This is a genomic window from Pseudomonas sp. H1_F01, from assembly GCF_054681425.1.
Genome location: NZ_CP162823.1, coordinates 4,069,752 through 4,095,636, shown reverse-complemented (window position 1 = coordinate 4,095,636; position 25,885 = coordinate 4,069,752). Strand labels below are relative to the sequence as shown.

Sequence of the window (25,885 nt, the reverse complement as noted above, 5' to 3'; positions counted from 1 at the left end):
CATCATTCATAGGCTGGCAGGGGCCCTTTGATTAACGAACGGGATTTATCAGGCATTGCGTCGTGCATGAAAGACCTGCATGACACTGTTGTATTAAAAACTGGACCAATAAGTCAGGGGAGTCAACTGCACTTCGTCATTACAACCAGCGCAAAGCCACGGACGACGTGCCGATTGGCAGTGGCAGACGCGGTTTGTGGTCTATAGTTTTCTGCAGGTCCGGAATCCTTCAGTGCCGGCGATCAGGAACCACGGACGCCTCGCAGCGTTGCCGCGTCGGATACCCGCAGGCCGTCAGCAGTGAACAATGCAGGGAGCACATCATGGCGATCCAACGGGCGAGTGTACTGACGTCGGCCCAGGATGTTGCCCCTCGTGAAAACGCCTTGTCCGATGCGACGAGCGATCTGTTTCGGCGCCGCTTCGACCAGGTCAAGGAAGCCTACATTCTGTTCCCGCTGCTGGCGGTTCTCCTGCTGTCGGTCATCTGGGCGGGCACCCTGTACCTGATCAAGTTCGAACAGGCCCGCGCGCAGCAGGGCATTGCCGAGGCGAGCCTGGAAATCGGAGCCACCTACGAAGCGCAGATCCTACGGGCGGTGCGTGAAATCGATCAGACCCTCAAGCTCGTCAAGTACACCTACGAGTCCGAGCGCGAGCCAAACCCGCTGCCCAAGCTCAAGGCCCGCGCCTTGCTGCCTTCACCCTACTTGTTTGATGTCAGCGTGGTCGATGCCAGTGGCCTGGTCGTCGCCAGCACCCAGTCGAGCGAGGTCGGAAACCGGATCGCCAAGGATGAGCTGCAAACGGTGGGGCGTGACACTGCACTGTCGATCAGCCGCCCGTGGAAAAGCCCGGCGACGGGGGAGTGGAAGTTGCGTTTCAGTCGACGGCTCGACACGGGGGATGGCGCATTCGCCGGGATCGCCATGGTCGAAGTCGATGCGGCCTATTTCGTCAGCAGTTATGACACCTCCAAGCTTGGCAATCAGGGCTTGCTCGGTCTGCTGGGCATCGACGGTGTCTTTCGGGCACGGCGCAGCGGGGAAGCGATATCGGCGGGCGACGAGGTCGATTACGCCGTCGTGGTGCCAGACACTGAAAACGCTGAAGCCGTACGCTTGATCAACGGACCGGACGGTGTGCGGCGCTATATCAGCGCCCGTCAGCTCTACGATTTTCCGCTGGCGGTGATTGTCGGCTTATCCGAAGAAGAACAGCTGGCCACGGTGAAGCGGCAAGCGCGCACCTACCTCTGGCGGACCGCGGGCGGCAGCCTGTTGCTGGTGTTGTTGGCGGGGCTGCTTGCCCGGATGAGCTGGCAACTGCTGCAAAGCCGCCTGCGCGCTGGTGAAGCGAAAGTCGCCTACGCCGAAAATGTCGAGTACCTGGCCTATCACGACGGCCTTACGGCGTTGCCCAATCGCAGTCTGTTCAGCAAGCTGTTGAGCCGGAGCATTGGCGAGGCGAGTCGTTATCATCGGCAACTGGCGGTGCTGTTCCTGGATCTCGACCGCTTCAAGCAAGTCAACGATACGCTTGGGCACGATGCTGGCGATCAATTGCTCAAGGAGGTCGCGCTGCGACTCAAGGCGTGCCTGCGCACCAGCGATACGGTGGCCCGATTGGGCGGCGACGAATTCGTGATCCTGCTGCCGGAGCTGTCCGATGACAAGGACGTGGCAACCACTGCCCAGAAAATCCTGGGTGCCATTGCCCGGCCTTTCAACCTCCAGGGTCAGGAGTTCCGGGTGACCGCCAGCGTCGGCATCAGTGTTTTTCCACAGGATGGCCTGGACGAGCAGACACTCAAGAAAAACGCCGATATCGCGATGTACCAGGCCAAGCAACGCGGCAAGAACAACTTCCAGTTCTACTCCGCGAAGCTGAACGCGGACTCACTGGAACGGTTGACGCTGGAGCTGAGCTTGCGCCACGCCCTGGAGCGCCACGAGTTCCAGCTTCACTACCAGGCCAAGCGAGATATCGGCAGTGGCCGCATTACCGGCATGGAAGCGCTCCTGCGCTGGAATCATCCGGACCTGGGTATCGTGGCACCGATGCAGTTCATCCCCGTCGCGGAAGAGACCGGTTTGATCGTGCCGATCGGCAAGTGGGTACTCAAGACCGCCTGCCAGCAAAACGTGGCCTGGCAGCAACAGGGATTGCCGCACCTGGGGGTCGCCGTGAACCTCACGGCACGGCAGTTTGCCGATGAGAACCTGCTTACGGACCTGGCTGAGATATTGGCCGAAACCGGTATGGATGCACGTCTGCTGGAGCTGGAGATCGCCGAGAGCCTGCTCATGCAGGACGTCAAGAGAGCGTTGAGCGTGTTGACCGGGCTCAAACACCTGAGGGTCCGCATCGCCATCGATGATTTCGGCATTGGCTATTCTTCGCTCTCTGCCCTCGAGCAGTTTCCGCTCGACGTCATCAAGATCGACCGCTCGTGTATTTGCGATACCAGCAGCGTGTCGGAGGACAAAGCCTTGACCGAGGCCATTATCGCCATGGGCCGGACCCTCAGCCTGACCGTGGTGGCCCAAGGCGTGGAAACCAAGGAGCAGGCCGATTTCCTGCGCGACAATGCCTGCGACGAATTCCAGGGGTTCTACTTCAACAAACCGGTTCCCGCCGATCAGTTCAAGGTGTTGCTGCAAGCCCAGGCGGCTGACACGGATCTCGATACGTAAAGGCCCGCGCTTATTGCGGGTCAAGCGGCAGCGCCCTGACGCTGCCGTCCACCTCCCGAGCATCGATATAGCCAATGGTGCCGGGGTTCTCTGCGACACGCTTCTTGACCTCCGAACTGCTTGAAACAGCCTGGGGCGGTTGGCCTCTGCCGGTAAAGATGATTTTCGACCAGTGCGCCTTGAGCTGGGAGGCGGACTTGCTTGTGAACGTTGTGTAGAACTCATCGCGGGTCGGCGAATCTTCCGTCAGGTCAATGGGAGTAGCCTGTCCGCCGTCGGGGAAACGACTGGTCTTGCCGAGGAAAATATCCGCCACCTGATTACGCGCGAGCGCTTTCACCGGGCTGGACGTGGCGACGACCACAACCACGTCGGCCTTGACGGCAGCGCTGGCTGCGCACATGGCGAGTCCCGCTACGGCGAATCCGATGAGCCTCACAAACCACATGTCCCGCTCCATCAGAATACAAAATCGACAGCTAGGCTGATGACGTTGAATGAGCCCCCAGGCTCGAAGTCCGGTTGGGGGTTGATCAACGGACCGACCGAGTTACCCTTGAAACGTGTGTGATCGTATTGCAGCTTGGCGTCCATGTTCTTGGTGAAATCCCAGCGCACGCCCAGGGAAAGGGTCTGCTGGCCTTCGTTGGAGCCCAGGACAGAGTTGAGCGCACCATTGAGCTGCGCGGCGGCACCCGCCAGCTCCGGTGGCAAGGCCGATGTCGTCAAGCCCGGGCTGGAGACTTCTGTTTCGGTCTTGGACCGAGCGTAGGTGACATAGGGGGTGAACGCTTCAATGCGGTACCCGCCGCTGATGTACCAGGCGCTGGTCCTGCCGAGGCCAGAACGGCTATCCAGACGCCCCCATTCGCTCATGACGAACCAATCACCCGGATCATAGCTGGCGCCTACTCCAAAGAATTCGACGGGCGTGTGATCGGAGTCGTAGCGATCGGCGATGGCGATGCCTTCTGCACCAAACTCCCTGAACGTATCGAAGAGTGAGTTGAACTGCTCCAGGGTCAGGTCGGCTTTCATGAAGGTGATGCGCGTGGTCAGGACGCCGAACTCAGCGGTGTTGGTGATCCCCCAGAAATTTCTCGCCAGTGCTTTGCCGGCACCGTCAGGCAGTCGGCTGTCGGTCTGACCGTAGTGAGCCTGCACGGTATCGGTGATTTCATCGATATGAAACCGGTAGCTGCCATCGATGCCGTCGCTGCTGGAAATCGGCATCAGGCTGTAGACCTCCATGGGCGCCCGCACCCAGGGCAGGGTATAGCCCACCTTTTGAGTGTCGGAGACCAGGAAAGTCGGCAATACGGTACGGCCAATGCGTGCGTTGAAGTCCGGCGTGAACTGGTACTTGATGTTGGCCCACTCGACAAAGGGCCGGTAGCTGTTGTCGTAGCGCTGCTCTGAAATGACCTGCACCACGGCCGACAGCTGCGGGGTGAACGTAGCGGTCAGTTGGGCACCGATCAGGCTGTCGACGTCGGCGCTCCAGTTGCGTGAATGACCTGCGCCGTTGGGTTTGAAGATACTGGAGGTGAAGTCGGCTTTTTTCTCGCTGGAGTGGACGATCCCCACCGTGCCGAAGCTGCTCAGCGAGAACATCGACGTATCGGCTGTGTCGGCGCTGGCCCCGCCGGCATACAGCGTCATGACGGCCAGGGCCAGGGTATTGGGTCTTGTCGCCATAGGGTCAACGTGACCTCGTTGCATGGATCGCCATTCGTCTGTTCCTTGTAACGTTGGCTGAAGCTGCGTGAAACCACCGAAGCGTAGCCTAGATCGCCAATTTGAGCGTAAAGGTCGCCCCCGTTCCCGGGCCTTCGCTGTGGGCCTCCAGCGAACCACCCATCTCCATGGCCGCCAGGACGCAGCTGTGCAGACCAAAACCATGACCATCCTTGCGCGTGGTAAAGCCGTGGGCAAAGATCCGTGTCAGGTTCTCGGGCGCGATGCCTTCGCCATTGTCGATGACCTTGATCACCAGGGTGTCTCCTGGGTGCATCTCACTCTGAAGAATGATTTGATGGGCAAGCTCCGGCTTGTCATCCATCGCCCTGCTGGCGTTTTTTATCAAGTTGACCAGGATCAGCAGCACCCGGTGCTTGTCCAACAGCAGCAAGGGCGTTTCGGCAAAGTTTCGCACCACGGTTATCTGGCGCGCCGCGATGATGCCGGCGTTCATGCGCAGGGCATCCTCGATCAGTTCCTTAATCTGCACGGTTTCGGCAATGGTGGAGGTGCCCGCATACGATTGCTGGGCGGAAACGATTTCCTTGATATGGTCAACGCTTTTAGTCAGTTGGCCGAGTTCCTCGGTCATGCTCTGTTGCTCGACCGCCAGCGCGTCCACCAGTTGGTTCAGGTAGCCGGGCAGCAGCTTGCCTTTTTCGTCGTGGGAGATGAAGTCGCCGAGGTCCTCGGCATGCTCGTTCATCATTTGCACCGCCTTGCCGAGCCCCAAGGCCTTGCTGGTACGCAGCTTGCGGGTGACCAGGTCGGCGGAGATATTCACGCTGTTGAGCACATTGCCGACGTTGTGCAGGACGTTAGTGGCGATTTCGGCCATGCCGGCCTGGCGGGCGGCCGCGGCCAGTTGCGTCTGGGCTTCGGCGGCGCGCAAACGGCTCTGCGCCAGTTGCCAGCTCATCCGGGCGAGCAGGCCCACCAACAACACCAGCACCAGGCTGCCGCCCGCGGCGCGCCAGAGATAGGTGCGCGCTTGCTGGTTCACCGCGGCCAGTTGCTCTTGCTCGGACAAGCCGACAATCACCGCCAACGGAAAGTCGTAGAGCTGGCGGGCACTGGTGTAGCGCCGCACCCCGTCCCATCCATTGACCGAGAGTACGGCCTCGGTGTTTTCGGCGTCCGGCACCACGGCGCTGTAATCGACCGTATCGCCGGCCAGTACCGTTTCCCCGGTGCGCCGTACGCGGAAGATGCCGTCGGTGCCAAGGAGCCCGAGCGCACCCTGGTCGCCGAGTTTCGAGGCGTCGTAGCTGCTGACGAAGTAGGCGGCATCGACCTCGACCCTGGCGATCCCGGAAAGCCCGCCATCCGCGGCGTCGAGTCGCCGACTGAAGCGCAAGCGCCATTCCCCGGTGACAGGGCTTTTCCACGGGTGGCTGATGGACAGTGAGTCGCTATGGCGCAGCGTTTGTTGCTCATCCGGGTCCGCGATATTTTCCCGGTCGTTGGTCCGCGTGCTTGCCACGAGCCTGCCGTCCGGGTTGACCACACTGACGTCAAACACCAAGGCCGGCGGCAACAAGGCCCGCTCCTGGAGACGGCGCAAGGGATTGGGCTCACCCTCAGCTTCGTAGGTGTATTTGACCAACTTGAGGGTTTGATCGATTTCGTGAATGGCGCGCAACATTTGCGCTTCGTAGGTGGCGCCCATCTCCAGGCTTGCCGTCGCGGCGCTCTGCTGCGCGCGGGCGTGTTCAACCTTGATCAGGTACAGGGTCGCAGCCCAGATGGCCAGCAACAGCAGCGCGGCCAGCAACGGGAACAGAATGTAGGCTTCCTTGGCCTGGTCGAAGCCGAACCGAAACACGCCGGCCTCGGTATCGCCATCCATCGCTGGATGATGGGCAGGGCCAGGGGCCAACCTCAGTGTCTCAGGCCGCTGGATCGGCATGGTGTGCTCCCTGCATTATTCACTACCGAAGGCTGGTGGGCATCCGACATGGTTACGGCTCGAGGGGGTGTTGCTCCTATGGCCCGAGCGAAACTCTGGATCTGTCAGGAACTATAGACCACAAAACCTGCATGCCAATGTACAAAGGGGGGCGATTGACGGGGATACTGAGGACTTTGTGACGAGGGGGTTTTGTGGGAGCAAGGCTTGCCCGCGATGAAGGTGACGCGGCCCTCCTGAAGTCGAGTCGACTCCATCGCGGGCAAGCCTTGCTCCCACAACTCCGCCCGCCACAGGTTATTCAGCGTTTGCTCTATTGGGCTCACACCGCTTGTTTGACCTTGCGATGCACCCACTGCGCCTCGTCCCGCAATTCAAGGACTTGCCAATGGAAGTGCTCCAGGGAGGCGCTGTGCCCGACACTGATCAGGATCGTGTCCGGCAGCGTTTGCTTGAGCAGTTGATAGCAGCGCGCTTCGTTTGTCGCATCCAGCGCCGAGCTGCTCTCGTCGAGAAACAGCACCGTAGGGCGGGTCAGCAGGGCCCTGACGAATGCACAGCGTTGCTGTTCGCCGACGCTGAGGGTCTGCGCCCAGTCCCGTTCCTCCTCCAACTGATCGGCCAGGTGTTGCAGGCCGACTTGCTCCATGATCTGGCGCAGCGCCGCATCTTCTTCGCGACGGGGCGGTTTGGGATACCACAGCGCCTCGCGCAGGCTGCCCAACGGCAGGTAGGGTTTTTGCGAAAGTGTCAGGGCGCGCTCACGGTCATAACAACTTGAACCGCGAGCGTGATGCCAAAGCCCGGTAATCGTGCGGATCAGCGTCGATTTGCCGTAGCCGGACGGCGCGCTGATCATCAGGCTGTCGCCGGGCTTGAGGGAAAGGTTGAAGCCTTTGAACAATGGCCGGCCGTTCGGCAGCCAGATGTCCAGGTCCTTGATGTCGAGGCCGCTGGCCTGTTGCTCGTGCCTGACCTGGGACTTGACCTCGACGTTATCCAGGCGCTCCTGGAAACCGACCAGCCGGTCGATCACCGACTTCCATTCCGACAGCTCCGGGAACACGCTCACCAGGTAGGCGATGGCCGCGTGCACTTCGCCGAAGGCCGCGCTTATCTGGGTCAGACGGCCGAGGGGAAAGGCGCCGGCAAAGAACTGTGGGGCCATGATGAACATCGGGATGACCGTCGCGCTGCGCAAGTAGAAGGTCGAGTAGCCCATGATCAGCTTCTGTTTCTTCACCAGCGCCCAGAAGTTCTCCAGCGCCGCCTCCAGGCGACGGTTGAAGCGTTCGTTCTCCACGACTTCACCCCGGTATTGCGCCACCGAATCAGCATTCTCCCGCAGGCGGATGAGCGAGAAGCGAAAATCCGCCTCACGCCGCTGTTGCATGAAATTGAGGCTGGGCAGCGCGCGGCCCAGCCAGAAGGCCAGGCCGGTGCCCGCCAGCGCATACACCAGGGCGACCCACACCAGCAGCCCCGGAATGACCACCGATTGGTCGTTGAACGGCACGCTGACGAGGCTGGAGGCCTGCCAGAGGATATGCAGGAAGGAAAACAGCGACACCACCGACGTCAACAGGCCCAGGCTCAACTTCAGCGACTTGACGATAAACAAGTCGATGTCCTCGGCGATCCGCTGATCAGGATTGTCGACGTCGGTTTCGGTCAGTTTCAGCTTCTGGTAGCGCTGGCTGCCCAGCCATTGATCGAGCATGTTGCGGGTCGCCCAGCGCCGCCAGCGGATGGTCAGCTTTTGCTGGAAGTGGAATGCGCCCACGGTAAAGGCGGCCGTGCCGATCTGCAGCAGGATGAATTGCAGGCTGCCGATCAGGAAACCGTGATAGTCCAAGGCCTGCAAGGCGTTATAGAAGTGCAGGTTCCAGAAATTGGTGAGGATATTGACGCCAACCAGGCACAGGGTCATCAGCACGGTGGCCAACAGCAGCAACAGGGCCGGGTACTTTTCCTCGGAGGCCCAGAAAGGCCGCGCGAGACGCCAGAAATTGCGAAGTGTGTGCATGTGGTCTTGGTAAGCCTGGTCGCTAACGACGTTGAGTTTGCAAGGGCGGGAGGATAGGATCAGCCAATGCTAATCGTTTGCATTAATTAGGGAAAGCCACGGGAGCCCCGCTATCGAATTTCCAGAATGGCTTAACCAGGCCTGGCCGCCGATACAGCGGGTTATCCGGCAGGCACCTGGCGACCAGCCTGCCATTGCGTTGAGCCAGCTTGCCGACCCTGCCGCACTGCAACCCTTGCTGAGCCGGTTTGCCCTGCGTTACCCGGGGGTGAACCGCGCCGCCGTGGTATCGCAGTGGTCGATGAACTACATGAGCATTGTCCTGCCGGCCACCCTGGCCTGCGTGCTGACGCGTCACTGCGCCATCGAGTTCTGGGGCGAAGACGCGCTGCTGCTGCACGACGACGGTCAACCTGCGGCGCTGGGCCTGGCCACCGGGCTGTCGGCCTTGGGTGCGGATGATCGTGCCGCGTACTGGTCGCGATTGATCCACGAGCACCTGGCGCCGCTGTTCAGCACCTTGGCCGCCGCTGGTGGCCTGGCTCCGAAGATATTGTGGGGCAACTTCGTCGCCATCTGGGATGGCGCGTTCGCCAGGCTGGACCCGGACCTGTCCAGGGACGGCTTCGCCGAGGCGCACCAGTGGCTGGAACACGTCACGGTGAACAACGGACGCTTGAAGCTGCGAGGCCTGCAACGCATGGTCGAATCACCGGCGCCGCAGATTTGCCCGTGCTTGCCCCTGCGCCGGCATTGCTGCCTGCATTACCAGCTGCATGAGCCGGTCGAAGGCCAACCGCCAGTGCTCTGCGAATCCTGCCCCAAGCTGCACCGCCTGCCGGTGGCGGAGCAGGTGAGCTACCTGCGTTACATCTATGAGTAGGGGGGAGCGCGTCGTTTTCTTTTGGGTGGGTTGGACTGGGTTGGATTGGATTGGATTGGGTGCATATCCGTTGCTGCGGTAACGGCTGCTTAGGGTTCCGCCCTGACGGCGGCTCACTTTTGAAAAGCCCGGGAGCCGGCCCAGTCAAAAGTAAGCAAAACGCATGTGTCCCACCACTCGGTGCCTCGCTAGGGCTCGGCATGCCCTCACTCCGGCATTGCTCCGTGGGCCCACTCCACAATGCCTGCGTTCGGCCATCGTGGTTAACGGGGCGTCCGAGATCAACGTCCACGCCGAGGCGGCCTAACAGCCGACCTGGTTCTCCCGGTCATACACCCATCAGAACTGTGGGAGCAAAGCTTGCTCGCGATGGCGGTGGCTCAGTCGCATGGATGTTGGGTTTGCTGGCCTCATCGCGAGCAAGCTTTGCTCCCACAGGTGATCTTGGGTGTTCATGAGTTCTGTGTTCACTGCGGCCCATTGTGGGAGCGAGCCTGCTCGCGATAGCCGTGGCGCAGTCACATAGATGCTGGACATGCCCCGCTTTTGCTTTACTTTAGATCTTGATCTGAGAGCCCCGTTAAACCACGCTGGCCGGAGTGAGGGCATGCCGAGCCCTAGCGAGGCACCGAGTGGTGGGGCAAAGCGTTTTTGGTTACTTTTGGCTGGTCCGGCTCCCGGCTCTTCCAAAAGTGACCCGCCGTCAGGGCGGAACCGCCAGCCGCCGTTACCGCAGCAACGGATATACACACCATCCGTCCGGAAAAAAGGCGAGTAGCTTTATCAAAAAAACGACGCTTTCCATTTCTGAAAGAAGCGCCGTAAGTGAACAGCATTACCCACAATGTTCAGGGCTTCCTCAAGACAGCATTTCGGCCATGGGCATCGCATCAGCCTGCGGGGCGACTTCGCCGAGCTTGCCATGTTCGATGCGAATCAGCCGGTCGGCCAGGCCGAAGTAGGCGTCGTCATGGGAAATGACGATCAGTAATTTACCGCGCTTGCGCAGGTCCGGCAGGATCCGGGTGTAGAAAAAGTGCTTGAACACCGGGTCCTGGTCGGCGGCCCATTCGTCGAACAGATAGCAGGGGCGATCATCCAGGTACGCGCTGAGCAGCGCCAGGCGCTTGCGTTGCCCGGTGGACAGCGCCAGCGTTGTCAGCTTGCCTTCCTCGATTTTCACCTTGTGGTCCAGTTGCAAGTGCACCAGGTAGTCCTGCGCCTGTTTCACCAGGTGCGGATCGTCGCCATCGAACAGGTTTTCGAACAGGCAGAAGTCGGTAAAGATCGCCGAGAAGTGCTGCCGGTAATGGTGGTTGTCATTGCTCGAAGACACTTGCTCGTCGAGCATGATGTCGCCGCTTTCCGGCCGGTACAGCCCGGTCAGCAACAAGGCCAGGGTGGTCTTGCCGCTGCCGTTGCCGCCGGTGATGAACACCACTTCGCCGGCATTGAGGGAGAGGTCGATGGGGCCCAGGGTGAAATGACCGTCCTCGCGCTCGCGGTAATAGGTGTGGGTGACCTGGCGGCACACCAGGCTGCGAACCTGGGTCGGCGAGATCGTGTCGAGGGCCTCGTCGGCGGTTTGCATCTCGCCTTCCAGGGCGCGGATCTTGTTCAGCGCCACGCTGGCCCGGCCGAGGGTCGGCAAGGCGTGCATCAGTTCAGACAGCGGCGTGATCATGTAGAGGATCGCCAGGATATAGCCGGTGACCAGGCTCACGCCCAGCTCGATGAAGTGCGGCGCGGCGAACAGCACCACGCCGATCAGCATGTAGAACACCGCATTGCCCCAGTTCAGGACCAGGGCGTAGATGCTCATGCCCCGGACAAAATCGCGGCGATATTGCTGGCTCACCGGTATCAGCAGGCGAGTGAAGAAGTGCTGCCGGCGCGGATGGTTGAGTTGCAGTTCCTTGCTGCCATCGGTGAGCAGGCGGTATTGATTGAACAACTGGTCCTTGAGCTCGCGAGCGCGGGAAATCGAGGTCAGTGCCCGGCGTTGCGGCCAGTGAAAGCTCAGGCTGCCGAGGGCGATCAGCAGCAGCGTCAGGCCCAGCAGCGGCATGCTGAGCCAGCCCAGGTAGCCCAGGCATGCGACGATGATCCCGACGTTGACCAGCAGGATCGGCACCAACTCCACCGCTTGGCTGATGGTTTGCGTATCGTCGGTGAGCATTGCCAGCAGGCGATGTTTGCCCAGGCGCTGCAATTGCGCGTAGGGCGTGTCGATCAGCTTGGCGCTCAGGTGCAGGCGCATGTCGTTGACCGCGGCCTGGCCCAGGCGTAGCAGGCTGATGTCGGAGACTATCCGCGACACCGCGACCAACACCACCAGGCCGGCGAAGAGCACGCCATCCACTGGGCGCAGCTTATCGAACACCTCCAGGCTGTGGTTGATGTTGGCGATCAGGCCGGCCGCTGCGAGGCCGCAGGTCAGCCCCGTCAGGGTCGCCACCAGCAGTGCGCGCCATGAGCGTTTAGCCATGAGTAACAACAGATCCATTTCAAACCGCTCCGTGTGTAGCAATGGCCGTGAGGCGCGCCGCCAATTGTTCATGCAAGGCGCGTTGCTCAAGGATGGTGAGGTGTTGTGCGGCGATGACCTCGCGGGTCAACGGCCCGCTGCTCAAGCGTTCCCACTGCGGGTCGGCGAAGTCAGGCTGGGCGAGGGTGTCGCTGGCCCACCAGACATGCACCGGGCAACTTAGCCGGGCAGGCTGGAAAGTCGCCAGCAGATGCTGCGTATGCTGCTGGTAGCGCAGCCGCGTTTGCAAATGCTCCCAACTGTCGCCATCGAGTTGCAGGCCTTGTTGCCGTGCCCACTGGACCAGTTCCGGCAGGCGTGCCGCTGGAGGCAGGGCGTCCAGTTGCGCCAGCAAAGCGGCCATGATCGGCGGCGGCAACTGGCGCAACACTGCCTGGCTGTCCGGTGTCACTGCTTGGGAAGCCGATTCCAGCAGTGCTTCGACACTGTCTTCCGGCGCCTGACGCTGGTATTGCGAGTCGATGATACCGAGAAACGCCACTTCTTCACCCTGGCCTTCCAGGCGAGCGGCCGCGGCAATCGCCAGCAGGCCGCCGAGGGAAAAGCCCAGCAGGTGATAAGGCCCTTGCGGTTGCTGCTGGCGCAGGTGTTCGACATAAAGCGCGCCGAGGCTCTCGATATCGCCGCCCAGCGCTGTGCTGTCGTCGCTCAGGTACGCCGCCTGCAAGCCCCACAGATGCCAGCCCGAAAGCGGCGCCAGCAGCGTGCGGTAATCCTGCACGTGACCGGTGGATGGGTGGAAGCAGAACAGGTTGGCGGCCTCAACGGTGTTGGGCGCCGACAGCCGGACCAGCGGCGAGAGCTTGAGCTCGGCCTGTACCAGCGCCGCAAACGCCGAGACGCTCGGGGCATTGAATACCGCATTGACCGTCACCGGTGCCGACAGCGCGGTCTGCAAGCGACTGGCAAGGGTCACTGCTGCCAGGGAGTGGCCGCCCAGCTCGAAGAAGTCATCGTCGATGCCCACCCGCTCCAGGCCCAGCACCTGCGCCCAGACGTCGGCGAGCAGGGCTTCCAGCGGTGTGCGCGGCAAGGCGCTGCCGACTGTGTCGAGAACTTTATCGGCCCATTGCTGCAGGGTCTTGCGGTCGAGCTTGCCGTTGCCCATCAGTGGCAATGCTTCGACGATCCGCAGGGTGGGCAGCATGTAGTCTGGCAAGCAATCCTGGGCCTGGCCGTGCAGCCGGGCGACCGTGGTCGAATGCCCAGGCGCCAGGGTCATGAACGCGAACAGTTGCTGGCCGAGCTCGCCCCGGGGGATGCATTCCACGGCAGCCTGGGCTACACCGGGAAGGCCGGTCAGTTGCGCCTGGATCTCGTCGAGTTCCACACGGAAACCACGGATTTTTACCTGGCGGTCTGCGCGTCCGGTGATTTCCAGGCTGCCGTCATGGCGATAGCGGGCCAGATCGCCGGTGCGATAGAGGCGTTCGCCAGGCAGTTGCGCCAGTTCGATAAAACGCCCGGCGTTTTGTTGCGTGTCCAGATAACCGCGGGCCAGTTGCGGGCCGGCGATATACAGCTCGGCGCTCTGGCCGGGGGCGGCCAGCGCTTGCTGCTCGTCGAGCAGGTACAGGCGCATGCCGTCGAGACGGTCGCTCAGCGGCAGGCGGCGATAATCCATGGTCGGCTCGGCTTTGTGCATCACCACGCCAACGGTGGTTTCGGTCGGGCCGTAATGGTTGAAGACCACCAGCGTCGGCGAGAGGTCGCGAATGCTTTGCAACAGGCGCCGCGAACAGCTTTCGCCACCGAGGATCAATTGCTTGCGTGGCAACACGGCAGCGCTTTGGGCGTGAATCAACCAGGCGTCGAGCAACGACGGCACGATCTTCAGGTGGTCGATCGGGTATCGCGCCTGCCAGGCAGCCCAGGCCTGGGCGTCCATCGCCGTTTCCTTGTCCAGCAAGTGCAATTCGCCGCCGCTGAGCAGTGCCGGGAACAGCAACGTGTAGCCCAGGTCGGCCGCCAGGGAAGTCACCACCGCGCTGCGTTCGCCGGGCGCCAGCGCCAGGCGGCGGGACACGCTGGCGACATAACTGGCCAGCTGCCGATGCTCGACGATAACGCCTTTAGGCGTGCCGGTGCTGCCGGAGGTGAACAGCACGTAAGCCGCGTCCTGGGCTTGGATCTCGACATCGACTGGCGTGGTAGGTGCTTGCTGCCAGGTCGCGTCATCCCGCAGGTCGAGGCTGCCGATGGCGGGCAACGCAGGGGCGCTGCCGGCCGAACCACTCAGGATGAAGACCGGCTGCGCCTGTTGCAGGATGGCCAGGGAGCGCTGTGCCGGCTGATGCACGTCCAGGGGAACGAACGCCGCGCCGCTCTTGAGCACGGCGAGCATGGCCAGGACCATCTGCGACGAGCGATCCAGATACAACGCCACGCGGTCTTCGCGACCCACGCCTTGAGCGCGCAGGTAATGCGCCAGTTGGCTGCTGCGGGCCTGCAATTGGGCGTAGCTCAGTTGCCCATTGTGGTCGCGCAGGGCCAAGTGCTCGGGGAACTGCGCGACACACGCATCGAAGCGCGCCGGCACGCTGGTAAACGGCAGCGCCGCGACGTCGACTGGCGCCTGCAGGGCGGCCAGCGTCGCGGTGAAACTCGGCGACTGCAATGACAGCTCGGCCAAGGGCTTGCCCGGGTTGGTGAGGGCATCGAACAGCAGCGATTGGAACTGCTCCAGCAAGACCAGGGCGGCTTGCTCGCTGTAGCGGCTCGGCAGGTGGCAGAGGTTCAAGCGATAGCCGCCAGCGGTGGTTTCGGCCACCAGCAGCAGCTCCATGCCCGCGGGGATGGCCTGTGCGTCCAGCACGGTGAGCGTCGATGCCAGGTTGCCCAAGGTGTCGAGCCGTTCGGGCAACTGCCCACCCCACTGAAAACCGTACTGCGGGGCGTCGCCCGGCTGTGCAGCGCTGACGCCGCAGTATTCCTGCCATTCCGTGGCTTGCTCGCAGAGCACCTGCAGGTTCGCCAGCGCCTGGGCAAAATGGCTGTCCGCCGCCGGTTGCCAGCGCAGGGGCAGGGGCTTGGCGAACAAGCCCCAGCAGTCGGCGAGTTCTTCATAGTCGTCGCGGCAATCGTGGACCCAGTTCAAGGTCAGTGCCGGGCTGTCGCCAGTACTCAGGCGCTGCAACAGCACGCCCCAGGCCGTCATCAAGACCTGCTCGGGCGATGCGTCGTGACGCTGGCAAAAGCTGTCCAGGGCCATGCTCACCGACGGGTTGGCGTCCAGGCGAGTGGTGACCGGGGCGTCCGGGCGGTCGCTGCGTACCTGGCGGTAGAGCAATTCGCTGGCGGCCGGCTCGTCCAGGGCCTGGCTGGCCCAGAAGCGTCGGCCAGGCTCGGCGTCTTCATCGGCCTGTAATTCGTAGAGCCAGGCGCTGTACTGGGTATAGGTCATGGCTTCGTCATCCACCGATGGCGCATCGGTCGAGCCCAATGCCTGCGCCAGGCGCAGCAAGGTTCCGCGATCGGCGCTCAGTGCCGGCAATTGCAGCGTCACCTGGTGGCGATCGGCGCCGATTGCTTGCACCTCGACGTTGAAGGCGTTCGCGGCCATGACGGTGGATTCGATCACTTGCAATGGCATCAGCAAGCCAGGCTCAGGCCGCACCCGCAGGCGCAAGGCCTCGTGGCAGGCGCTCAGGGCGACGAGTCGTTGCTGCAGACGTTCCAGGGCCAACGGACCTTTTATTTCCAGTTCCAGGCGCGCTGCTGGCAACCCCGCCAACCACTGGCTGCGTTGTTGGGGCGAGAGGGCGAAGGCTTCTTCACGTTTTTCGAAGGCGCTCATGCCTGCACCTCCGCAGCCGGCGACGGCTGCGCTTCGGGCAGGCAGCCGGTCAATTGTTCACGGCGCATCATCTGGCCCATGGCAACGCAGATCTTGCGCTCGCCCTCGAAGGGGTCCCGGGCATGGGCCACCAACATATTGTCCAGCATCACCATGTCACCCTTTTGCCAACTGAAACGTACTGCGCAGTCTTCATAAGCTTCGCCGATCACTTGCATCACCGTGTCTTCGATCACGCTGCCGTCGCCGTAGTACACGTTGCGGGGCAGGTGCCCGGGGCCGAACAGGCTGATCAGGTTGCTGCGCACTTCCGGCTCCAGGCAGGCGGTGTGGTGCAGTTGCACCTGGTTGAAGAACGACAGTTCACCGGTCTCGGGATGCGCGACGATGGCCGGGCAATGCTGGGCGATCCGCAGGTTGTCGGCCCCCAGCCATTCCCAGCGCATGCCCGACGCCAGGCATTGGCGCTCGACTTCCTCGCGCTGTTCGGTCTTGAAGAAGTCCTGCCAGCGTACATCCAGCTTGTCGGTGAAGTGCCGCACATAAAGCAGCCCCAGGGCCTTGAAGCGAGCGACGATGTCCTCGGGCAAGCGCGCCAACACTTGCCGGCAATCGACGATGGGCGTGCAGCCGCCGCGCGGTGCCGGCGTTTCGCAATAGAACCACTGCTTGCGTGGCCACTGCGGCAGATGGGAGCTCTCGTTGTGGAAGAGAATCATGTGCTGTTCCGGGTACGGCGTGGAGTGGTAGATGTTCTTGCCCGAGGTGTTTTTCGGCAGGTCGCCGTAGGTCCCGTAGAGGTCGGGTTCGATGGCCTGGGCGAATTGTTCGAAAGCGCCAGCGTCCGGCAGGTTGAAACCTCGGAACAGCAGGCCACCGTGGGTCAACAACTGGGCATTGATCCATTCCCGGGCTTGCAGCGCCCAGTGCACCGGGTCCAGGTCGCCGAGCAACGGCTCGATCACCAATGGCAAGGCCTGCCCGGCGTTGAGGGTGCGGGTACGGACCTGCTCGTGGGCCACCTGGCTCACGGCGGTAGCGCGCGTCTGCTTGAGCTTGCTCAGTTTCGACTGCTTGCGCGCGCTGCGGGCCGAGGCCTCGTCGAGCGACGAATCGGCCTGGGACGGCGTGCTGGCGTTGCCGCCCTCAAGGCGCCACGACCAATGCTCCAGCGCTTGGCCTGCGTCCGAGAGGATCTGCTCCAGCAGGCTCTCGAAGCCTTGTTCGAGGCGCTGGACGGTCTGCGCCTGCAGCACGCTGGTGCGATACACCCAGCGCACGTTCAGGCCTTGTTCCTCGTCCTCTTCGACGAACACAGCGAGGTCGAACTTGCTGCTTTCCTGGGGCGATACCAAGTGCTCCACCTCAAGGTCCAGCAGGCTGGCATTGCCGCTGGGTGTGTTCTGCATGACGAACAGCACCTGGACCAGTGGGTTGACCCCCGGCGTACGCGGCGGCTGCAGTTCCTCCACCAGTTTGTCGAACGGCACCTGCTGGTGCTGGAACGCCGACAGGCAATCCTCGCGCAAGCGTTGCAGGCGGACGTCAAAGGTTTCGCCCTCGCTCAGGCGGGCACGGATCGGCAACACGTTGACGAAGAAGCCGATGAGGTGTTCCAGGGCCGGATGTTCGCGGTTGGCCAGGTCGGTGCCGACGATGAAGTCGTTGGCCCCGGTGGCGCGCTGCAACAGGCTGTTGAAGGCATTGAGCAAGACCATGAACAGCGTCGCCCGTTGCGCTTGCGCATAGGCCTTGAGCACCTGCGTCTGGGCCGCGGTGAAGCGTTGCTCCAGCGCCGCGCCCTGGTAGTCGGGGCGCGCCGGGCGTGGCTGGTCAAGCGGCAGCGGGATCAGCGTTGGCGCGCCGTCGAGCTGGCGGCGCCAGTAGTCGATGGCCCTTGCCAGCAGGCGCTGTTGCGCTTCGCTGCGTTGCCAATAGGCATAGTCGGCGAACTGGATCGGCAGCACCGGCAGCACCGGTGTCGAGCCGCTGGTGCGGGCCTGGTACCCGACGATCAGCTCCTGCATCAGGATGCCCATGGACCAGGCGTCGGTGGCGATGTGATGCAGCACCAGTTGCAGCACATGATCATCGGCACCCAGGCGCAGCAGGTTGGCGCGCAGCATTGGTGCCTGTTGCAGATCGAACGGGCGAGCGGCCTGTTCAGAGATCAGGCGTTGCAGGGTTGGCGCCTGCTGCTTGCTGTCGAGGTGACTCAGCTCGGTCGGCGTCAAGTCCACCACAGGCGCCGGGCTGATGACCTGGCAAGGCTGGTCGCCGTGGAGGTGGAACGCCGTGCGCAAGGATTCATGGCGCTCGAAGACTGCCTGCAACGCCGCTTGCAGCGCCGCGATGTCCAGCGCGCCACGCAGCCTGACGGTGGTGGTCATGTTGTAGGCGGCGCTGGGGCCTTCGAAGCGATCCAGGAACCACAACCGTTGCTGGCTGTAGGACAGCGGCAACGGCTGGTTGCGCGGCGCCAGGGTCATCTCGCTGTCGCTGTCGCTGTCGCTGTCGGCTTCGGTCTGGGCGTTGCGCTGCTGATCGACCGCTTCGGCCAATTGTTCGAGGGTGCCGCGCTCGAACAGCGTGCGCAGTGGCAGGTTCACGTTCAACCGTCGACGAATCCGCGACAACACCTGGGTGGCCAGCAGCGAGTGACCGCCGATGGCGAAGAAGTCGTCATGCACACCGACATCGTCCAGGCCAAGGATTTCCTGCCAGAGTTCGGCGAGCACTGTCTCGGTTGGCGTACGCGGTGCGATGCCTTGCGCCTGCGCTGTCTCGTCCTGGGGCACATCCAGGGCGGCGAGGGCGCGGCGGTCGACCTTGCCATTGGCGTTCAGCGGCAATTGCGCAAGGGCCAGCCAACGGGCCGGGACCATGTAGCTTGCCAGTTGCTGGCCCAGGTAAGCGCTCAAGACCTGTTGCGCGGACTCACCGCCCAGGTCGACCGCTTCGTCGAGCACATACCAAGCCACCAGTTGCAACGCACCGCGGGCGTCGGGCAGCGCCAGCACCGCCGCGCTGTCCACCGCCGGGTGTTGCATCAGGCGGTTTTCGATCTCGCCCAGTTCGATGCGGTGGCCACGGATCTTCACTTGCTGGTCGCGACGGCCGAGGTACTCGATCACGCCGTCGGCGCGCATCCGGCCGATGTCACCGCTGCGATACAGGCGCGCATCGGCCTGGAACGGGTGCGGCACAAAGGCTTCGCGGGTACGTTGCGGGTCGCGCAGGTAGCCGCGACCTACGCCGACACCGCCGATGCACAACTCGCCGGGTACGCCGATGGGGACCATGCGCAGCGCCGAGTCGAGGACGAACACCTGGTTATTGGCGGTCGGCTTGCCGATGGGCATGTGCAGGCAGTCGTCGGCCGGGGCTTGGGTGATGGGGTAGAAGGCGACGTCGTCCGAGCATTCGGCGGGTCCGTAGGCGTTCATCAACGGGATGGCCGGGAAGCGTGCGAACCAGTCCCGCGCCAGGGCCGGTGGCAATGCCTCACCGGTAGGCAGGAGCCAGCGCAGGCTCGCCAGGCTGTGGTGCGCCTGGCTTTCCTGGAGCATGCCGCGAATCAGCGCCGGTACGGTTTCCAGCAGCGTCAGCTGCTGTTCTTGAACCGCATCGAGCAAGGCTACAGGGTCGTGGGCCTGGGCATCGGGAAGAATGTGCACGGTGGCGCCGAACAGCGGTGCGGCGAGGAATTGCCACACACTGATATCGAACGCCGCCGAAGCCGTCTGGGCAATCCGGTCGTGCTCACCCAGGCCCAGGCTCGGGACCTTGCCGAACATGTTGTTGAGCATGCCGCGTTGTTCGACCATCACACCTTTGGGCGTGCCGGTGGAACCGGAGGTGAAGATCACGTAGGCCAGTTGATCCGGGTTGTGCACATAGCTGACCGGCGGCTGTTCGCGGCCTTGCCAGAGTGCCTGGGCGATCAGGCAGGTGGGTTGCTGGCGCATCTGCGGCAGGACGTTGTCCAGTGCCGAGGTCGCGTGCTCGCACACCAGCAACAGCGGCGCTTCGCCCAGGTCCAGCAGCTCCGCCAGGCGGGCGTGAGGCTGTTGGATATCCAACGTCTGGAACGCGGCGCCGGCCTTGAGCGTGGCGATCATCATCGTCAGCAAGGCCAGGCCACGCTCAGCGAACAGCGCCACCAGGGTTTCCGGGCCGGCCCCGGCGGCTTGCAACGCATGGGCGATGGCGTTGGCGCCGCGATCCAGTTCGGCGTAGGTCAGCGATTGTCCCTGGCATACCGCGGCGAGGTGTTGCGGGCGGCTGCGCACTTGTTCGGCGAACAGCGCCGCATAGCCGCGCTCCAGCGGGAAGTCGACGTCGCTGCGGTAGCAGTCGATCTGCAACTGCCGGCGTTCCGACTCAGGCAGCATGTGCAGGCTGCCCAGGGGCGCCTGCGGTGTCTCCAGCATGTTCGAAAGCAGCTGCACCAGGTGCCCGAGCATGCGCTGCACGGTGTCAGTGCTGAAACGCATGCTGTCGTAGGACAAGCGAATGCCCAGGCGGTCGCCGGGGTACAACACCACCGTCATCGGGAAGTTGGTGTGCACTCGGTCTTCGTAGATGTCGATGCTGAAGGCATCCAGTTGCACGCTGCTGATATCCAGTGGCGCGTTCTCGAACACCACCAGGCTGTCGAACAATTGCTGGCCGCGCGGCACCTGACTGCAACGCTGAATGTCCACCAGCGACGCGCTTTCGTGTTCGCGCAATTGCGCGTTGTGGGACAGCAGCGCCTGCAACCAGTCGGCCACTGGCGCTTGTGGGTCGACATCGATGCGCAGTGGCAAGCTGTTGATGAACAGCCCGACCATTTCTTCTACACCGGCGAGGTCAGTCGGGCGGCCGGCGACGGTCACGCCGAACAGCACGTCGCGGTTGCCGCTGTAGCGCGACAGCAACAGCGCCCAGGCGCCCTGAATCCAGGTGTTGGGGGTCAGTTGGTATTGCTGGCATAGCTGCTGCAGACGCTGGGTCTGGGCGATGCTCAGGGTCTGGTCGAAGTCGCCGACCTGTTCCGGCGCCTGTTCCGGGCCGGCTGCGGGGCTGTCCACGTGCAGTGGCGTCGGCTCGCTGAAACCGGCCATTTCGGCTTGCCAGAACGCGTGTGCGGCGGCCATGTCATGGCGTTCCAGCCAGCTCATGTAGCCGCGGAACGAGCGCAAGCGCGGACGGGCCACAGGTTCCTGGCGCACGATGGCCTGGTAGATCGCCAGCAGGTCTTCCATCAGCAGGCCAAAGCACCAGGCGTCGGTCAGGATGTGATGGAAGCTGCGCACCACGGCGAAGCGTCGCTCGTCGAGTTGGAACACCCGCAGGTGGGTCAGTGGCGCAGCGGCCATGTCGAAACCTTGCAGGCGTTGTGCTTCGAGGGCCTGGTCCATGGCCAGGCGCTGCTGTTCTTCGTCGAGATGACGCAGGTCCTGCCAGTCGAACGCCGGGTGGGTCTGGCGGTACACGCATTGCAGCGGCTCATGGTCGTCCTGCCACCAGAAGGCGGTCCGCATCATCGGATGGCGCTCGAGGAACAACTGCCACGCAGCTTCCATCGCCGGGCGTTGCAATACCCCGTCCCAGCTGTAGCGTTGTTGCATCAGGTAGATGCCGCTGTGGGGTTGCAACAGCGTGTGCAGGAGCATGCCTTGTTGCATCGACGACAACGGGTAGACGTCTTCGATGTTCAACCAGTCCAGCGGCTCGGCCGCCAGGGTCGCCGCTTGCTTGTGGCACAGTGGAAACGCCTGGCTGGCAGGGCGCAGGTCCGGTGTGGCGACGAGTCCGGCGAGTTCGCTCAAGCGTTGAGCAAGGCGCGGTGCCCAGTCGGCGGCGAGGGTGCCCTGGCTGCGCAGGTGCAGGCAGTCATCCTGCCACCAGGCGTCCAGGGTCAGTGGGCAAGGCGAAGCCGTCGATGGGCTTGCGGCTTCGACCTGGGCCAGGATGCCGCGCTCTTCGCGATGGCTGTCGAGGTTGCCCTGCCAGCGAATGGCGACCGAGGCCGTCGGCAGGTCACGCAGCGGTTCTTGCAGGTAGGTGTTGTCCGACAGGTAGCGCAGGGCGCCATAGTCGACGCCGTGTTGCGGGTAGGCGCGCATCTGCGTGGCCAGTGCCTGCAAGCGTTGCAGCAGGCTGTCGCCTTCGGGCTGAAGGAAATAAGGCACCGCCAGTGCCAAGGGCCCGATGATGCGTGCCGGGTCGAGGTCGGCCACGGCAATCGGCGCCGCGACCGGCAAGCGCTCGACACTCGGCCGGGCGCCGTGCACGCTCAGCGCGATCAGGCCACTACCGCACAGTTCACGGTACTGTTCGGCCACGGCCGCGGCCAACAGGCTGTTCCAGTCCAGTTGCAGCACTTCGCCCAGGCGCTTGAGTTCGCCTGAGGTGGCGGCCGCCAGGGTCTGTTCGACCACGCTGGCCGGCTGCTGGCTGTCAGGCAGTTGCAGCGGTTCCAGACCGGCGTATTGCAGCCAGTGCTCCCAGGCGTCGTCCAGGGCATCGCCCTGTGCGTGAGCTTGCTGGTGCCGTGTCCACTGGGTGAAGTCACCACCGGCGTAGGACAGGCGCACCGGCCGCTGATAACGCAGTTGCGCCAAGGCCAGGTTGAGGTCAGTCAGCAGCAGCGACCAGGAGGCTTCGTCCAGGCACAGCGGATGAGCGGCCAGCAGCAGGGCGTGCTTGCCGCCCACTTCCAGCAAGCTGGCGTGCAGGGTTTGGCCGGCGTCCAAGTCCAGCGCATCGACACCGGCCTGGGCCAGGGCTTGCAGTTGCGCCGGGGCGCAGGTCTCCAGTTTTTCGGTGGTGATGACCGGGGCCTTGGTCGCGACCAGCACCCGTTGCTGCCACTCGCCCTCCGGCAGGGCCTTGAGCGCCAGGCGCAAGGCCTGGTGGTGTTGCTGCAAGGCGCCGATGGCCTGGCTCAGCAGCTCGCTGTCGATCGCCTGGGTCAGCGCCACGCAACGCCAAGTCGCGTGCAACGGCCCTTGTTGCAAGCGCGCCAGTTGACCGGCGGCCAGCGGCAGTTCATAGCCATCGGCAATGTCTTGTGCCACACCCTGGCTGGCATCGGCGCCCAGCACCCGGGCGATGTCGGCGATGGTGCGGTTTTCGAAGAGCTGGCGGGGCGTGAGTTTCAGCCCTTGCTGGTTGGCGCGGGCGATGATCTGCAAGTTGATGATCGAGTCGCCGCCCAGGGCGAAGAAGTTGTCATGCACGCCGACACGCTCAAGCTTCAGCACCTCCTGCCAGATGGCGGCCAGTTGCGCTTCGACTTCATTGCGCGGGGCAACGTGGGTGGCGCTGTCGTCCGTGGGCTTTTGCGGGAGCGGCAGGCGCTGGACATCGACCTTGCCGTTACGGGTCAGGGGCAGTTCGTCGAGGGTGATGAAGTGCGCCGGCACCATGTAGTTCGGCACCCGCGCTGCGAGGTCGTTACGCAGTTTCGTGGCGGACAGCGACTGGCTGGCGACCAGGTAGGCCACCAGGCGCAGGCTGCCGTCCAGTTCCACGGCGCGGACCAGCGCCTGTTCGATCAGCGGCGACAGGCGTTTGAGCTGCGCCTCGACTTCGCCCAGCTCCAGGCGGTTGCCACGGATCTTGACCTGGCTGTCGACCCGACCGAGGAACGCCAATTGGCCGTCCACTTGCCAGCGCACGCGGTCGCCCGTGCGGTACCAGCGTTGTTGATCCGCGTCGAGGTGGAAGCGCTCGGCGGTCAGGTCCGGGCGGTGCAGGTAACCCCGGGCCAGGGCGCCGTTGATCAGCAGCTCACCGGACACCCCGGTGGGCACCAGCCGACCGTTGGCATCCACCACTTGCAATCGGCGGTTCGGCAGCGGCCGGCCGAGGGCGATGCTGTGCAGGCCTGCCGGCAGTTCGGTGGCAATCGCCCCGACTGTCGCTTCACTCGGCCCATAGTGGTTGAACACCCTGAGCCCTGGGGCCAGGCGGTTGACCTGCTCCAGCAGCGCCGGGCTGAGGGCGTCGCCACCGAAGACCAGCAGGGCGCGCGGCAACAGGCGGGCGTCGGGAAGCGCCTGCAACAGACCGGCCAGGTGGCTTGGGGTGATCTTCAGCACATCCACCGGGTGTTGCTCGAAGAGTTCGGCCAGCGCCAGGGGGCTGAAGCCGCTGTCTTCATCCACCAGCAGCAGGCTGGCGCCGCTGCACAGGGCGCCGAACAGCTGGGTGTGGCCGAGGTCGGCGGCGATGCTCGACAGCAAGCCGTAACGGGCCGCCAGCGGTGGGTTGAGTACCGCGTGCACCGCCGTCAGGTAATCGACGATGGACTGGTGCTCGACCACCACACCCTTGGGGGTGCCGGTGGAGCCCGAGGTGTAGATCACGTAGGCGGCGTCAGTCGGGCTGTGGGCCACGGTCGGTGGCATGTCTGGCTGGGAGGCGATGGTCTCGGCCTGTTCCGCCAGCCACAGCGTCGGCGTGTGCTCGGCCAGGCCCTTGAGCAGGGGCGAGGCGGCCGCGCCGATCAGCAGCGCGGCGCGGCTGTCCACCAGCACATCGGCCAGGCGTCCGGCGGGTTGTTTGAGGTCCAGCGGCAGATAGGCGGCGCCGGCCTTGAGGGTGGCCAGCAGGGCAATCACGAACTCGGCGCTGCGCTCCAGGGCCAGCGCCACGACGCTGTCGTGGCCGATGCCCTGGGCGCGCAAATACTGGCTGAGGCGATTGGCCTGCTGGTCCAGTTCACGGTAGGTCAGGGCGACCTGACGGTCGCGGACCGCCAGGTGTTCCGGGTGAGCGGCCACCTGTTGTTCGAAACGCTGGTGCAGGCACGCCTCAGGCACCGGCAGCTGCACGCCGCGACCCTGCACGAGCAGTTGCTGGCGTTCTTCAGGGCTCAGCCATTCAAGCTCGCTGACCCGGCACTGCGCTTGCGCCGTCATCGCCAACAGGATGGCGCGCAATTGTGCCGACAACACCGCGACCTCTGCGTCGCTGAAGCGACTGCGGTCGTAGCTGATCAGGTAGTGCAGTTGTTTGTCCGGCACCACGATCAGCGATAGCGGGAAGTGGTTGCGGCCTTGGGTGAGGGTAATGCCATCGACCTGCTGGTCGTTGCTCGGGGCACTGAAGCTCAAGCCACCGGTGTCCTGGTTGAGCGCGTCGGTGACCGGGAAGTTCTCGAACACCAGGATCGAGTCGAACAGCGCCTGTTCGGCAGCGATGCGCGTCATCGACTTGAGCTTGCCCAGCGGCAAGTAGGCGTGGTGACGCAGATCACTGTTGGTTTGCTGCAAGTGTTGCAGCCAGGTCACCAGCGTCGGCTCGTCAGCCCATTGCACACGCAGCGGCAATGTATTGATGAACAGCCCGACGGTGCTGTCCACCGCCGCCAGGTTCTCCGGACGTCCGGCGACGGTGACGCCATAGATCACGTCGTCACGCCCGGCGTGTTGGCCCAGCAGCAGTGCCCAGGCGCCCTGGATCAGCGTATTGATGGTCAGGTCGTTCTGGCGGGCGAAGTGCGCCAGTTGCTCGGTTTCGCTGGCCGCCAGCAGACTTTCCCGTTCGGCGAACGGCGCTCCTGCCGGTGCCGCCTGGCGTACGGCGAAGGTGGGCAGCGGGGTCGGCTCGCTGACGTCCTGCAACTGCTCGCGCCAGAAGCCTTCGGTGGCGACCATGTCCTGTTCCGCCAGCCAGGCGATGTAATCGCGATAAGGGCGGGTCGGCGCCAAGTGGGCGGGGCGGCCATGGGCTTGTTCGTAGTACAGCGCCAGCCACTCCTGGACGGCGATGCCGACGCTCCAGCCGTCCATGAGGATGTGATGGAAGGTCCAGATCAGGTGCCAGCGCTCGGGGGCCAGGCGCACCAGGCACACGCGCATCAGCGGCGAGTCATTCAGCTCCAGGGGTTGCGCCCGCTGCTCCAGCGCCAACTGTTCCAGCGCGGCCTGTGGCTCGGCGCGGTCTTGCCAGTCCAGTTCGGTCAGGGGCAGGGCGACTTCCTGTTGCACCACCTGATAGGCATCGTCCAGTTCTTCCCAGAGAAACGCACTGCGCAGCACCGCGTGGCGCTGCATCAGCGCCTGCCAGGCAGCGCGAAACGCGTTCAGTTGCAGCGGGCCGTTCATGTCCAGGCTCAATTGCTGGTAATAAACCCGCGAATCCGGTTCATAGACGCTGTGGAACAACAGGCCGTGCTGGGTCGGCGAAAGGGAGTAGATGTCTTCGATGTTGTTCATGCTTGCTTGGTCCATTTCAAAGTCTTGAAAACTCAAGTGAGTCGATCAAGGCGCCGCATCGGTCTGAGACCTG

The 25,885-nt window shown here is 63.5% G+C and carries 9 protein-coding genes; 2 read left to right on the top strand and 7 right to left on the bottom strand.

What is annotated here, in order from left to right:
* Positions 1–323 precede the first annotated feature (323 nt).
* The gene (locus AB4O09_RS18450; RefSeq protein ID WP_060613775.1) at positions 324–2,696 is read left to right on the top strand and encodes a putative bifunctional diguanylate cyclase/phosphodiesterase; all 2,373 of its coding nucleotides are present in this window, start codon (positions 324–326) and stop codon (positions 2,694–2,696) included.
* Positions 2,697–2,706: 10 nt separating this feature from the next.
* On the opposite strand, the gene AB4O09_RS18445 is transcribed toward AB4O09_RS18450, so the two are convergent.
* From AB4O09_RS18445 to AB4O09_RS18430, 4 genes are all read right to left on the bottom strand, one after another.
* Positions 2,707–3,144: a type 2 periplasmic-binding domain-containing protein gene (locus tag AB4O09_RS18445; RefSeq protein WP_038859030.1), complete on the bottom strand. Its 438-nt coding sequence runs from the start codon at positions 3,142–3,144 to the stop codon at positions 2,707–2,709.
* A gap of 11 nt (positions 3,145–3,155) precedes the next feature.
* A complete protein-coding gene (locus AB4O09_RS18440; RefSeq protein WP_460107341.1) occupies positions 3,156–4,394 on the bottom strand; it encodes a porin in 1,239 nt (412 codons plus the stop codon).
* 88 nt (positions 4,395–4,482) lie between these two features.
* Positions 4,483–6,345, bottom strand: a complete 1,863-nt coding sequence (locus tag AB4O09_RS18435; protein WP_028236527.1) for an ATP-binding protein — start codon at positions 6,343–6,345, stop codon at positions 4,483–4,485.
* A gap of 322 nt (positions 6,346–6,667) precedes the next feature.
* Positions 6,668–8,371, bottom strand: coding sequence for an ABC transporter ATP-binding protein/permease (locus tag AB4O09_RS18430; RefSeq protein ID WP_414881043.1), 1,704 nt, complete (start codon positions 8,369–8,371; stop codon positions 6,668–6,670).
* Positions 8,372–8,570: 199 nt separating this feature from the next.
* Here AB4O09_RS18430 and fhuF point away from each other — a divergent pair, with 199 nt between their 5' ends.
* Positions 8,571–9,254 carry a siderophore-iron reductase FhuF gene (fhuF, locus tag AB4O09_RS18425; protein WP_080587881.1) on the top strand — a complete coding sequence of 228 codons (684 nt, stop codon included), beginning with the start codon at positions 8,571–8,573 and terminating at the stop codon, positions 9,252–9,254.
* Positions 9,255–10,113: 859 nt separating this feature from the next.
* Here the strand turns inward: fhuF and AB4O09_RS18420 are convergent.
* The 3 genes from AB4O09_RS18420 to AB4O09_RS18410 are packed head-to-tail and all read right to left on the bottom strand — an operon-like array spanning position 10,114 to position 25,812.
* Positions 10,114–11,760: a cyclic peptide export ABC transporter gene (locus tag AB4O09_RS18420; protein ID WP_460107339.1), complete on the bottom strand. Its 1,647-nt coding sequence runs from the start codon at positions 11,758–11,760 to the stop codon at positions 10,114–10,116.
* Position 11,761: 1 nt separating this feature from the next.
* Positions 11,762–15,598: a non-ribosomal peptide synthetase gene (locus AB4O09_RS18415; protein ID WP_460107337.1), complete on the bottom strand. Its 3,837-nt coding sequence runs from the start codon at positions 15,596–15,598 to the stop codon at positions 11,762–11,764.
* A complete protein-coding gene (locus AB4O09_RS18410) occupies positions 15,595–25,812 on the bottom strand; it encodes an amino acid adenylation domain-containing protein (protein WP_460107335.1) in 10,218 nt (3,405 codons plus the stop codon). The genes AB4O09_RS18415 and AB4O09_RS18410 overlap by 4 nt, the downstream gene beginning before the upstream one ends.
* Positions 25,813–25,885 lie beyond the last annotated feature (73 nt).